Genomic DNA, 12,894 nt, shown 5'->3' with positions numbered 1-12,894 from the left:
TCCACAACTTCATAGTAATCACTATGGGTGGATGTGTCAAGAATATTTTTACAGTCGAAATAGTAGGCAGATATTGAGCTTGCTTGATCCTGAGTTGAGACTCGAACACAAGGAAACTCAACTTGTATATTGACCACATGGCAGCATAAATTATAGTAAAGCTGATCGATTGGTCACTCCTTCAAAAGGGGTAAGATTATTAAGAAAATAACGAGCGCTGAGCTTTGTATTTTATAGAGAGGATAGATAAAAATGAATTACGCATACAATTTTCGCGAAGCGACCGATGAATCGTTTGCTTTTGCGGGCGGGAAGGGTGCGTCTCTTTGCAGGATGTACCAGGCGGGGCTTCTTGTTCCGGATGGGTTTGTCATTTTATCTTCTGCATTTGAGAATAATACGTTGAAACCGGAGGCAAAAGCTGATATTGACAAATGTTTAATCCTGCTGCCAGATGTGCCTTTGGCGGTACGCTCCTCCGCTCTCTCCGAAGACAGCGCTAAAACCTCATATGCCGGCGAATTTGAGTCTGTGCTGGATGTGCCAAAAGCAGATGTGTACGGTGCGATAGCCACGGTCGCCGCCTCCGTCTCCTCAGAGCGGGTGAGTGAATACAGCAAGGCGCATGGTGCCGATAAAGAACATAAAATCGCAGTCGTTGTTCAAATCATGATACAAACGGAGATATCCGGCGTATTGTTTTCCGCCGACCCGATTATGGGCAGCCACGTTAATATGGTTGGTAACTTTGTGTTCGGTGCGGGCGAGCAGCTTGTGTCAGGCGAAAACAACGCCTTTCCTTTTACCCTATCGAGAATCGGTACGAAATATAAGGGCGACAAGGCGTTTGAGCCTTACGCGAAAGCGATGCACAAAGCCGCGATAAGGATTGAGGATATTTTTGGGCGAAAAATGGATATAGAATGGGTCATAAAGGACCGCACACTCTATATCGTTCAGGCGCGCCCGATTACAACCCTTGAGACGATCAATCTCGATACCTATGAAATCAACCAAAGCCTTGATACCGACGCGCTGTGGACCAGCAACAACGTGGGTGAGGCGGTGCCTGATGTTATGAGCCCGTTCACCTGGAGCCTGCTTCGGGAAATGGACCTGGAATGCCAGAAGGTGCCGGGATACTATATGTTCGGAAACATTTGCGGTAGGACGTATACGAACGTAAGCTTAATCTTTTCCTCGCTCAAGGTCTACGGATTCAACGTACCGCGGGTTAAGAAACTGATAGGCGATGTATTCGGCCAAATGCCGGAAAATATCGAAGTACCTATGTACCCGTTCAAGGCATTTGAATTGTTTAAAGAAATGTTTATCCGCTCGAAAAAAAATCTCAAACGCATAAACGACTCAAAAAAGCAAAAAGCCTATTATTTGGAACATACCCCCGTGTGGTATGTCCAGACCCTTAAAAAAATTGAAAGCGTACATTCTAAGCAGGATCTGCATAACCTTTGGACATCCGATGTGCGGCCGTTTTTATCCGCGTTATGGTATATCTGGTTCGGCGGCGCGGGCAGCACGACGTTGACCACGCTGAGGAAGAAACTTGTTAACCTTGTCGGGGAGGAGCAGGCCAACCTTTTGTGTTCAAATTTCAGTGGCAGCGGAGTGCTTGTCAGCATGCAGCCGGTTCTGGGTATAGGACAGGTTATAACCGGCTCTTTAACCCGAGAAAAATACATTGAGTTATATGGCCACAGAAGCCCTCATGAGTTTGACGTCTATTACCCCTACCCCGCCGACGACCCTGATTATATAGATCATCAGATCAAAGAATACCGGAATCTAGACATTGACCCGACCGCACTTTTGAAAAAACAGCAGGCGGAGTTTGAAAAAGCGAAGCGGCACTTCGCGCGGAAATATCCGAACAAGCAAAAATGGTTGGAGAAAAAGCTTGAAACTGTTTCGAGAGATGCAAATACCCGCGAATCTCTCCGAAACGAGTTTATAAAGGTATTTCGGGTCATGAGGCATTTGCTTCTAAAAATCGGAGAGGTCACGGGAATTGGTGAAGATGTGTTCATGATGTACTGCTTTGAGGTTCCGAAATTTTTGCAGGGCGATGTTTCAATGATAGATAAGCTGCCCTTGCGTCGCGCAAATTTTGAGGAGTATCAAAGCTTGCCAGTTTTCCCGCAGTGGATCAGGGGTCGATTCAATCCGCGGGAGTGGATTAACTCACCAGGAAGAAGCCAATTATATTATGACCCCAATAATCAAATGCCGGCGATAAGCGGTAGTGCGGTAAAAGGCTTCGCGGGCGCACCCGGAACGGTGGAGGGAAAAGTCCGCGTCCTGCACAGCTTTGAGCAAGCAGCCGAATTTCAAAAAGGGGAAATATTGGTTACCCCTCTTACAAATATCGGCTGGACGCCGCTTTTCCCAAAAGCCGCCGCGATAGTCACGGATTTGGGCGCTCCTTTGTCCCACGCCGCAATAGTTGCAAGGGAATTTGGCATCCCTGCTGTTGTAGGGTGCGGTAACGCCACAACGGAATTTAAAACAGGTGATATCGTCGTTGTAAATGGCAGTATGGGAGTTGTCACAAAAAAAGATTAGCTTGTATCCATAAGCAGCCCATCCTCATTTAAACCATAACTGCTAATTGCCCAAGCATCCAGCTTGATGGTGAGCACAACTTCCTGATTTCCATAGGAATCAATATGATCCATACCTCGGATGCCTTCAAAGCCCGGAAGTATAGTATGTTGGGAGGAGCCGTATAATCCGTTATGATAATAAGATTGGGAAAAGAAACATAGGCATACTTTCTACTTTGAGCGCGGTCGCGGAATAACTCCCCCGATCGTCAGCAGCATAATAATAAAGACAGCCGACACGTTCTTCATCGAAAAATCGGTTAATTTCATCAAGCTCCTATACCTCCCCCTACTTGCTTCTTAGCAGTTCCAAATCTTTAAAAAACAACGCGGCTTTAAACCCCTACATCAGCAAAAATGGGCATAGTAATGAAGCCGATTCGACCTAACTATCAAGGTGCTAATCGGCTGTGTGTTCTTGGAGTATAGGCCAAGCTATTTTTTCACCACAGCAATCTTCTCTTCTTTCCCATCCCATTGGATACGAAGAGTAAAGCTGGTTTCATCCGCATATGGCTTATCGAGCGTTGATTTTCCTGTTATAGTGAGGTTGGTTGATTGTGAATCACTCCTCCCTTCACTGTTGAAATTTTTGCTGTTCTCAAAAGCATAATAAACTTTCGATATAGGCTGACCTTCTATACCGATATTCTTGATAGCATAAGACTTTACATTAGCAGACGGATCAACTGAACAATCGACGTTCCAGAACTCGCTTTTTCCGTTAAATTCAATGGGTCGTGAACAGCCTGCCAGTATGAATAGGCCCAGCAAGATTAGACAAACCAACCATCGTTTCATTATCATTACCCCTTACTTTTTGGAATGGTATAGCCCTGTTCGAATTCACAAACGCTCACTTACTCATATCTTGCCGTTCATGTGCTATGGTACCAGTATACCTTCCAAAACTTAACAGATTGTAAGGTGAATTCTTATTAGTTTCTTAACGATGCCAATTCCCGCCTACAGCAAAAAACCGACCAGGCATCAGTGCCCGCGTCGGCTTTAGAAATAGTACAATCTTTATGGTTTCAAGGACAGCATAAATTCAAGAATCGCGATAGCCGTCAAGTGAACCGGATAAAAGCTCCTCCATAACCATCTAGGCATCCGAATGCTTTCAACCTGCTTCCATACGGTCGGAGCATACACAATGGCTACCGTTGTGATGATGCTATAGGCCTCGATCACCCAACCCTTGAGAAAAAGAAACAAAACATTCAAAGCGAAATGACATAGTACCATGTAATGACTTTTCGTATACTTATAGATCAGCACCAGCAATACGCCGTACAAACCGTAATCGAAGCTGAGGGCCTCCATAGCCACCGACATAGCAATTACCGCGGGGAGCCAGACGGATTTTGCCGTATTTTCGATGAGATATAAGATGATCACGCACATCAGCAGGGTTCCTACCGCATTCACTCCTCTTGCACCTAATGCCAGCATGAAGGGAACTTGGGAAAGTAGAGCGATGATGAAAAGCCGAACCATATACAGCTTTAAATTCCTTGTACGCGTATATCCAACGACAATAAAGTAGGCATAGATGGGAAAAGCAATCCGACCGACCATCCTCCATATCGCTTGATCTTGAAAGAACACCAAACCGATGTGGTCGATGAGCATGGTCAGCATGGCAATAAGCTGCATCAAGGGTTCCTCCCTCCAAGAGCGTCCTATATTAAGAATATACTGCCGATAGGGCATCTGTACAGTGGCTCGAGGGCAACATCAATCCGTTTACTTCAGCTAACTTCATGCTATCAACAGACGGTTAGTACTCCATTCCAAAAAGGGTACCGAGCCCTTCTTCCATTCTCCAAAATTGTTGAATAATGGGTTACTTCACGTCTTCCTTGCTTTTTCTGATTAGCCGTCCCTAGTTCACTCGCATTCAGCAACCCTGACTTCAGCCGCCCTTACGTGACAAGGAAGCTGCTCGTAAGCCCCCATTTCTTGAATAATCGGATACAGGCTTTGCAGTGCCTCTTGGCTCAGCCTCCCTATTGTCGAAACCTTCACCATATCTCTAGAAGTCACCCCTGAAAACGCTTTGGCAAAATGATTCGTAGGCAGCACGGCCGTAATGCCTATCCCATAGTTGGCAGCAGAGAACGGCGTACTGCCGCCGATCAGAATTTCCCCTGCATGACGTACCAGCTCCATTACCCTCTTCTCCTGCTCTTCTTCACAAACAATCATTAAATGCTCCGGGGCAAAACCATTAATAAATTCACAAGCCTGTTCGATATCCGATGCAACAATAATAGCTCCTTTCCCCTCGGGGCCAAACACTTGGTCCAAATAGGTCTTCCTTATTCCCACGACCTCTTCAATACATTTCCAGAGCAGCCTCTCTACTTGGGCAGCGAAGTCTACAGAAGTTGTCATCAGAATCGAAGTGGAATCAGGGCCATGCTCTGCTTCGTTGATGAGATCATGGGCAGTTTGCAGAGGATCAGCCGTCTCATCAGCCACAATCACACTTTCCGTGGGACCGATGCCTAACGCGCTCTTTTTGCCATAGGTCATACCTATGCTCATAGCCGCTGCAATGCCGCCTGGCCCAGGGCCAAAGATGCCATCCATCTCCGGAATGGATTCCGTCCCTTGAGCAAAGGCTGCAATGACGGCTACGCCGTTACCTATGACAAATCGATCAGCACCTACAAGCTTCGCGGCCGCTACAGTCCCGGGATCTGCTGAACCGTCCTTTAGCGGAGGCATTCCGACTACTATCTCAGGAACACCCGCTGCTTTCGCCGCGGCGACCAGCATAATAGAAGTGGACACGAGCGGCCCCTTCCTTGCCGGTATCCATATACCAACCCGATCCAGCGGAGTCACCTTTTCACCAACGATCGTTCCCGGCCTGATCTCTTGCTCCCACGATTGGGGGAGTAAGGCAAGATTGACTTCCCGCACATTGCGTAAGGCATGTTCCACCGCTGCACGTAAAGAAGGAGCTAAGGAAGCGATGCACTCATTAACATAGTCTTGAGTAAGCACTAGCTGTTCTAATACTGTGTCGTCAAACTTCAGCGTCAGACTGCGGACTGCTTCATCCCCCTGAGCCGCTACCTCGTCAAAAATTTGCAGCACCCCGGTTAATACTTCCCGGCTAAAAAGCGTTTTGTGCGGTGCAAGCCTCCTTGTAAGCAGCTCGTTGTCCTGCGGTATTGAATACATAATCTTCTCCATCTGTAATCGACCTCCAATAATGTGGTAAACAAAAAAGAGCCATGCGGGATAAAAAAATACCCACATGACTCTTATGTTTCAAGTCCGTAGGTATAACGCCAATAAGCGCTTGTACCTACGGACTCATTGATCCGTATTACAAACGCTTAACTATGATGATGACTGTAGGATTCAATCATATAAGTGCAAAGATTATAGTTCATTATGATGATCCTCCTCAGCCATTTTTGTTTATTATAACGGGTCACCTATTTTTTGTAAATAGTTACCTCATTTACTGCTTCATCTTCATTATTTTGCACCAATTTGCTGACATCGTTATAAGATCCAGGTTGGTCGGCACAGACTTTTTCAATATACTCGTGTTCCCAAAAACTTCCCTAATGGCTTCTTTATCTACCCGCCCCCAGCATACATCCACGGCATGACGAATAGCCCGCTCCACGCGGCTTGGCGTCGTTCGATATTTCTCAGCAATGACCGGATAAACGGATCGAGTTATCGCCGAGGTAGCATCTGGATCGTTTATAACTATTAGAATCGCGTCTTTTAAATACTGGAACCCTTTTATATGGTCCGGAACACATAAAAAATCCAGTAGTCGAATAACCCTTTTTTCTTCATCTATAGACTCTGGATCAAGGCTTGCACGTGAAATGGTCGGCTTGGGGCTATTATCCAAATTGCTAAGAGCGAACTTTAATCCTTGAATTTCCGAAGCCATGGCGTTTATTTTTGGTGATTCGGATGGACGCAATGGTTGAGATACTTGAGTATGTTGAGATGGTTGAGACGCCCCTATTTGAGACCATTTATCGTTCATTTCAACAAGCAGCTTCATCATATTGCGCTGGTTCGCTTCAACCTCGTACACTTTGTTCGTTAACATTTTCAATTCTTTTAATAATGCTTCTTCTATCTTAACACTCACTCTTCTGCCTCTTCTCTATGTGCAATCTTTATCATTTCCTGGATCTAAATAGAAAATACCACCAATAAAGGTGGACTTTGGAACATCATAAATGTCTGCGTGTACACTCTTTGATCTTCAGGTTCAGGAAGTAATCCTGGAGCCGAAACAACTCCATTCGAGCCTCATATTCAGACCCTATCCGGGTCAATCTTTTTTTTCCATAAAATACGGCGAACATCCCTGCTTCCTCTCCTTTGATATCTAATCATCTTCAATATTTCTAATTATTAATGTCTTTTATTTATTTAAATCTTAATATCAACATAAAGAAAACCACTGAATACAGTGGCTTTCTCTTCCCATTTATCTCAATAATTGAAGCTCTTGAATAAGTCGATCTCTTCTTTTCACATGTTGTTCTCTATAATTTCGGGCATAAGGAGATAAAGGTTCTTGTAATTTCATTCCCGCAGCTTGTTTAAATTGAACTTGAACATCTTTTAATTGATTCCATGGAATAGGCGCAGACGGAATATTTAATAGTTTTAATCCTTCTATGACTTCATTAACTTCTAAATGTAAATATTGAACTAATCTAATAAATGAGGATTCAGGTAATTCCCACGGCATAATTGAATTATTTAATAATTGATAAATAGAGTCTTCTAATATTTCTAAATGATTTGAAAGTTCATTTATATTAATATTTTGATCTTCTAATGCAAACTGAATAAGCAATATACAATCCAAGGTATAGGATTCAAGTCTATGAAACTCAGGTAAATCCTCATCTTTTTCATCTTCTAAAAAATAATGAAAGCAGCTAACGGAATCGATGTTATTTGATTTTAATTTATTCATACATCAACTCTCCAAAATATTAAATTATCTAATTCTATAGTCATATTTATATAAATCATCTGGAACAGGTTAAAACTTATTTCCTTTGTTCTAACCTGCCCGTCTGATATTTTTCTAAGTTTAGTTGTTATTAATAAATTAGGATGGCTTATGCTCTTTGAAATGTTTGCGCTAACCTTTCGTTTAAGTTTTTCCTCGCTTTGAAGCACCATTGATTAACCTGGTTCTCATTACTTTGAAGTATCTCTGCTATTTCTCTAGCGGAATAGCCTTCTATGTATTTCATAATAAATGCTTTTCTCTGCTGCAACGGCAAAAGGCGAATAGCCTCTTCCATCCTATCCTGCTGCGTCTCGGTCAGAATGGACCTATCCACTTGGACTGTCAGGTTCAGAATTCCATCCTCTACGGTACCGTATAAGATCGGCCGCCTTTTCCTTAAATGATTCTTGGTGACAAAACTCGCCGCTTGGCAGATCCACGCCCGGAGCTTGTCCGGCTCGATGCATTCGATTTTCTGAAAAACAAGATCTCGTACTTTATCTGTTATTTCCTCGTAATCACTCCTTCCCATGGACCGATATTGTCCGATTGCCTCTTGCCTGGCTTGATGTTCTACGACCCTCGGCAGCCAGTCTTTAACAAAGGTGACCACCTCTGCATCATCTAACTGCTGATGTAAGATGCAGTGATGAAGCCGACGCAAATCCATGCTGGACCCATCCCTTCCCTATGCTTTAAAAAGAGGAAAATAATACCTCTACTATATCATGTCATTACGAAGAGAGAATCTTATTCGTTTCAAAAAATATTTTGGGATGGGCTTGGGGAGGGAGACAGCCTGCGTCCTTCCTTGCGTCCATTGGCTCTATTTTTATAAAAGCGAGGATGAAAGTAAGATATCCGATCCCGGTTTTCAGCTAATGTAAATACATCACCGCACCTTGTACAGGCCAGCTCGACGACATGAACTATTTTTTGCTCCGTACCGGGGTTTTGACAGTGCCTGAAATTTAGAGTATCCCGGCATTTCGGGCATTTCACGTTATCTTGACAAGCTTCCTGAATGATGGATACGCACTCCTTAATGAGTTCGTTTCCGAGCTCATCATCAAGTCCCTCTGTCAGCTCACGAATCAAGGAGATATGGTACTTGAAGACAAAAAACAGCGGGTCTTCCTTCAGAGCAGCCCTTATCCCATCTACAAACACGGCAGCTTGAACGGAACTGGGATTGATGGAATCTCTTCCGGTCATGTGCTTCACCCCGAATCTATAGTCTATCTCCAGCTCAAATTCTAAGTGCTACATAATGATTTTACCGACAGCTTCTTCAATACGATCTCTCTGAATAGGTTTAACAACGAAGTCAGCCGCCCCGCTTCGGATCGCTTCAAGCACCATGTCTCTTTGGCCCATAGCGGAGCACATAATGATCTTCGCCTTGGGATGGCGCCCTTTAATTTCCTTTAAGGCCTCAATGCCGTCCATCTCGGGCATCGTAATGTCCATAGTGACCAAGTCAGGCTTCACCTTATCGTACAGCTCCACAGCTTCCCTCCCATTACGGGCTTCCGCCACCACGCTCATCCCCATATCCTCCAGTATTCCGCGCATGACCATTCTCATAAATGCCGTATCATCCACAACCATAACTGCTGTCATCTGTCTACCTCGCCCTTCCACTACATGTTTACTTTTATTTAATCAAATCGCCCTGAACAAAAATTGAACAAATGGTGAGCGTTCGCCAATAAAAAAGACAGACACCCTTAACGAGTGCTGCCTTATTTTATATTTTTATTGAGCCGGCCTAGCTAAGCTTGCGCCAAACCCTTTCCACTGCTCATACCATATAACAATTTTCTCGTTAGGAAGAACGTCCAGCTCCTGCATTATCGAGGTAAGCTGCTTGTACTGCTCTTCCACTGCTGTCCGCTCATTTAAGATGCTGTACAGCTGCATTAAAGCAAAATAGCTCTCCTCATAGTACGGATACTGCTGCTGCATCCGATGATAGACCCGCATCGCTTCGGAGATCATCCCTTGCCGGGTATAATAATCCCCCAGCAGCAGCACCTGCTGCAGCCATAGTGTCCGCAGACGCTGACGCTCGTTCTCGGCCCATAAATAATCGCAGTCGGCCAGATAATCCCCCGAATACCTATCCACAAGCTGTTGTTGCTCATGCAGATTATCAGCCGTTACAACACCCAATCGACGAAGGGCCTGCTCCCATTCCTCCACATCGATACGCACTCTGGAGGCATCCAGCACATATCCTTCTTTGATACTCAAGCTGCGGATTTCGATATCCGCTCCCATCCGCTTTAAGTCCTGACGAACCTGGTATATTGTCGTATACAAATGCGTCGTCGCTTTTTCCAATGGAAAATCCGGCCACAACATTTCGAACAGGTCTCCTTTACGAACCAGCTGTCCTCTATGATGGAGTAAAAAGGCGAACAGCTCCTGCGCTTTGGCTGTACGCCATTTCAGCGTGACAGGCTCATTGCCGGGCAATTCGATCTGCATCGTCTGCAGGCATCGAATGAGCAAGGAACTGCTTTGAACCGCTTGCTTGGGATTGTCAACTAAGGATTGTTGTAGCCGCTGAACGGTTCTGACCAGGCGCTCCCTCTGTATAGGCTTCATTACATAATCCAACGCATTCAATTCAAAGGCTTGGACGGCATATTCGTCATATGCGGTGACGAACACAATTTCCACCGACGGGCATGCCTCCTGCATAAGCTCAGCGGCCTTCAGACCATATATCTCCGGCATATGGATGTCCAAGAATACTACATCGGGCTGCAGCGTACCTACCGCCTCAATAGCTTGACTCGGTTCCAAATAAGTCCCGATGATTTCAATTCCTGGTATTTCCTTCAGTAACTTATCCAGCTGCATTAAAGCAAGCCGTTCATCATCCACCAGCATAGCCTTCATCGTTATCCTCTTACCTCCTTGTGGAGCCTGTTCCATTTCCTTATCGTTGTCGTTGGATATACAGTCTGACTTTTATGAAATGTACATGTTCAGAAATTGTTTAGTATAAAAAGGTACAATACTATTTTAATATATAACGGCTTTAGTGTGCTTGGGTTTCATCGTATCGCTCCATTCCACGGCTTCACTCTCCATGTCATCTAAGGCCTTTATCGATTCGTAAGGAGTGGTTGTCATGCCAGTCGAAGGATACTATAACTACCATATCGTAGCACTCTCTATAGCCATAGCTATTCTTGCCTCTTATTCGGCATTCAATATGATGTCCAAGCTTTCTCTTGCAAAAGGTAAAGTACAGTGGTTCTGGTTATTTTCAGGAGCGCTTGTAATGGGAAGCGGCATTTGGTCCATGCATTTTATCGGTATGCTTGGTTTTCATCTGCACGTTCAGGTCAATTACGATACCACTTTGACTCTATTATCTATGGCTGCCAGTGTCGCAGCTGCATTTGTAGCCTTCTATACTACCATACCTAAAAACCGAAGCTTGAACAAGATCGCCCTAGGCGGTTTTTTTATGGGAAGCGATATTATTGTCATGCACTATACTGGTATGGCTGCCATGCGAATGCCGCTTGAGCTGGAATATGACCTTTTTTACTGGATATTGTCTGCTCTGATCGCTTTAGTCGTATCCTATGTAGCCTTATTATTGTTGCTTCGCTTCCGGGATTATCCCGCTTCCTGCGCACACAAATGGTTATCCGCCATCGTCATGGGTATCGCTGTTTGCGGCATGCATTATACGGGAATGAAGGCCGCTGTATTCCGGGGAGATTCCCGCTATTTGGATCCGGTTATCGACAATGGCTTGTTGAGTGTAGATCCTCTGTTGCTAGGTGGAGTCACCTTGAGTGTCTGCGTTATTTTGCTTGTATCCTGGGTAACAGTTCTTTTGGACCGGCATGTGCTAGAAAAGATGGCTTACACCGATTCGATAACCGGTCTGCCTAATCGTAATGAAATGAACCGCTTCTTCGATACTTATATGGGAGAAGATAGCCTCGGAGTATTGTTTCTGGATCTGGACCAATTCAAAGTCATTAATGATACGCTGGGACATCCTATCGGAGATAGACTCATTCAAGAGATGGGAATCCGCCTGAGGAGCTTCATATCAGCTCGACAGCAGGTTTTCCGGATCGGCGGGGATGAGTTTCTCGTCATTGTCCGGAACTGCCATCAAGAGCAATGCGAGCTGCTGGCCGACCAAATACTCCACAGCATTAAAATGCCCTACTATCTCGAGGCCAACGAGCTGTATATAACCGCAAGCATAGGAATCGGCATCGGACCGATTGAACATAAGGACCGTTCGATTCTACTCAAGAAGGCCGATACCGCTATGTATAAAGCCAAAGGTCTGGGCAAAAATCAATACTTCGTCTACAACGAAGAAATAGGTCATGCTGCCGTACGCCGAATGGAGCTCGAGAAAGACCTGCGCAGAGCGTTTGACCATCAGGAATTCTTCGTCGTCTATCAGCCCAAATGGAATGTTGCAACCAACCAGCCTTATGGCTTTGAGGCGCTTGTTCGTTGGAATCACCCGCGCTTAGGCGTCGTCTCGCCGATTGAATTCATCCCCATAGCCGAGGAGACCGGCTTAATCATCCCTATGACACGCTGGGTCTTAGAAGAGGCTTGCCGACAATGCGTCATCCTGCAGCAGAAAGGGATCCGTCAACCGCTATCTGTCAATGTATCCATTCGGCTATTCAAAAGTGACAGCTTGCTGGAGATGATTCAATCCGTATTGTCAAAAACAGGTGCAACCCCGCATTTGCTGGAGCTTGAAATAACAGAATCCATGATTCTCTATGATGTGAATGATATCGTGAGACAATTAAAGCTTGTTCGCGACTTGGGTGTACGGGTGTCGATGGATGATTTTGGTACCGGATATTCGTCTATCGGGCTGTTGGATCAAATCCCCATCGACGCACTGAAGCTGGACAGGCTGTTCACCAACGACCTGCATACTCCGAGTAAAAGAGCCATTATTAATGCCATCATACTAATGGCCGAAAGCTTACAGCTGGATGTCATAGCTGAGGGAGTAGAGAGTAAGGAGCACCTCGAGCTGCTCAAGGAATTAGGCTGTAAAGTCATACAAGGCTATTATTACAGCAAGCCGATGGCCCGTGAAGAGATAGAGGCATGGTTACAAATGAAGAACTGTTCGATCTCCGGCCAAGCGAAATCTTTACAGTAAGAGTAGATCTCATACATACATGTACCAAAAAACCGACCACGCAGTGAATTCGCATGGTC

The 12,894-nt window shown here is 45.0% G+C and carries 11 protein-coding genes; 2 read left to right on the top strand and 9 right to left on the bottom strand.

Annotated features, from left to right (window positions below; all coding sequences use genetic code 11):
• Positions 1 to 252: 252 nt before the first annotated feature.
• A complete protein-coding gene (locus BP97_RS0125700; RefSeq protein ID WP_028551693.1) occupies positions 253 to 2,583 on the top strand; it encodes a PEP/pyruvate-binding domain-containing protein in 2,331 nt (776 codons plus the stop codon).
• A 476-nt stretch (positions 2,584 to 3,059) separates the two neighbouring features.
• Here the strand turns inward: BP97_RS0125700 and BP97_RS0125685 are convergent, their stop codons facing one another.
• The 9 genes from BP97_RS0125685 to BP97_RS0125640 form a co-directional block, all read right to left on the bottom strand.
• The gene (locus BP97_RS0125685; protein WP_028551692.1) at positions 3,060 to 3,425 is read right to left on the bottom strand and encodes a hypothetical protein; all 366 of its coding nucleotides are present in this window, start codon (positions 3,423 to 3,425) and stop codon (positions 3,060 to 3,062) included.
• Positions 3,426 to 3,650: 225 nt separating this feature from the next.
• Positions 3,651 to 4,283: a TraX family protein gene (locus BP97_RS0125680; protein ID WP_028551691.1), complete on the bottom strand. Its 633-nt coding sequence runs from the start codon at positions 4,281 to 4,283 to the stop codon at positions 3,651 to 3,653.
• A 234-nt stretch (positions 4,284 to 4,517) separates the two neighbouring features.
• Positions 4,518 to 5,834: a histidinol dehydrogenase gene (gene hisD / locus BP97_RS37420; RefSeq protein WP_051620965.1), complete on the bottom strand. Its 1,317-nt coding sequence runs from the start codon at positions 5,832 to 5,834 to the stop codon at positions 4,518 to 4,520.
• Between the two features lie 274 nt (positions 5,835 to 6,108).
• Positions 6,109 to 6,765, bottom strand: a complete 657-nt coding sequence (locus BP97_RS37415) for a sporulation initiation factor Spo0A C-terminal domain-containing protein (RefSeq protein WP_051620964.1) — start codon at positions 6,763 to 6,765, stop codon at positions 6,109 to 6,111.
• Between the two features lie 345 nt (positions 6,766 to 7,110).
• Positions 7,111 to 7,608 (bottom strand): hypothetical protein, encoded by a 498-nt coding sequence (locus BP97_RS0125660; protein ID WP_028551690.1) that lies wholly within the window; start codon positions 7,606 to 7,608, stop codon positions 7,111 to 7,113.
• A gap of 148 nt (positions 7,609 to 7,756) precedes the next feature.
• A complete protein-coding gene (locus BP97_RS39105) occupies positions 7,757 to 8,320 on the bottom strand; it encodes an RNA polymerase sigma factor (protein ID WP_028551689.1) in 564 nt (187 codons plus the stop codon).
• Between the two features lie 89 nt (positions 8,321 to 8,409).
• Positions 8,410 to 8,865, bottom strand: coding sequence for a hypothetical protein (locus BP97_RS0125650; RefSeq protein WP_028551688.1), 456 nt, complete (start codon positions 8,863 to 8,865; stop codon positions 8,410 to 8,412).
• A 48-nt stretch (positions 8,866 to 8,913) separates the two neighbouring features.
• The gene (locus tag BP97_RS0125645) at positions 8,914 to 9,273 is read right to left on the bottom strand and encodes a response regulator (protein WP_028551687.1); all 360 of its coding nucleotides are present in this window, start codon (positions 9,271 to 9,273) and stop codon (positions 8,914 to 8,916) included.
• Between the two features lie 135 nt (positions 9,274 to 9,408).
• Positions 9,409 to 10,560, bottom strand: a complete 1,152-nt coding sequence (locus BP97_RS0125640; RefSeq protein ID WP_028551686.1) for a response regulator — start codon at positions 10,558 to 10,560, stop codon at positions 9,409 to 9,411.
• A 235-nt stretch (positions 10,561 to 10,795) separates the two neighbouring features.
• On the opposite strand from BP97_RS0125640, the gene BP97_RS0125635 reads away from it, so the two are divergent.
• Entirely contained in the window at positions 10,796 to 12,835 is a 2,040-nt protein-coding gene (locus BP97_RS0125635; RefSeq protein ID WP_028551685.1) for a bifunctional diguanylate cyclase/phosphodiesterase, read from the top strand.
• The last annotated feature ends 59 nt before the right edge of the window (positions 12,836 to 12,894 follow it).

It is taken from the genome of Paenibacillus sp. UNC451MF, from assembly GCF_000686845.1.
Taxonomy (GTDB): Bacteria; Bacillota; Bacilli; order Paenibacillales; family NBRC-103111; genus Paenibacillus_S.
Note: the sequence above shows the minus strand (reverse complement) of the source record. Positions and strands in the feature narration are given on the sequence as shown.

Coding starts and splice junctions, on each gene's coding strand:
- BP97_RS0125700 (WP_028551693.1), top strand. CDS start 253: ATGAATTACGCATACAATTTTCGCGAAGCGACCGATGAATCGTTTGCT.
- BP97_RS39105 (WP_028551689.1), bottom strand. CDS start 8,320: ATGGATTTGCGTCGGCTTCATCACTGCATCTTACATCAGCAGTTAGAT.
- BP97_RS0125685 (WP_028551692.1), bottom strand. CDS start 3,425: ATGAAACGATGGTTGGTTTGTCTAATCTTGCTGGGCCTATTCATACTG.
- BP97_RS0125645 (WP_028551687.1), bottom strand. CDS start 9,273: ATGACAGCAGTTATGGTTGTGGATGATACGGCATTTATGAGAATGGTC.
- BP97_RS0125635 (WP_028551685.1), top strand. CDS start 10,796: ATGCCAGTCGAAGGATACTATAACTACCATATCGTAGCACTCTCTATA.
- BP97_RS0125640 (WP_028551686.1), bottom strand. CDS start 10,560: ATGAAGGCTATGCTGGTGGATGATGAACGGCTTGCTTTAATGCAGCTG.
- BP97_RS0125680 (WP_028551691.1), bottom strand. CDS start 4,283: ATGCAGCTTATTGCCATGCTGACCATGCTCATCGACCACATCGGTTTG.
- BP97_RS0125650 (WP_028551688.1), bottom strand. CDS start 8,865: ATGACCGGAAGAGATTCCATCAATCCCAGTTCCGTTCAAGCTGCCGTG.
- hisD (WP_051620965.1), bottom strand. CDS start 5,834: ATGGAGAAGATTATGTATTCAATACCGCAGGACAACGAGCTGCTTACA.
- BP97_RS0125660 (WP_028551690.1), bottom strand. CDS start 7,608: ATGAATAAATTAAAATCAAATAACATCGATTCCGTTAGCTGCTTTCAT.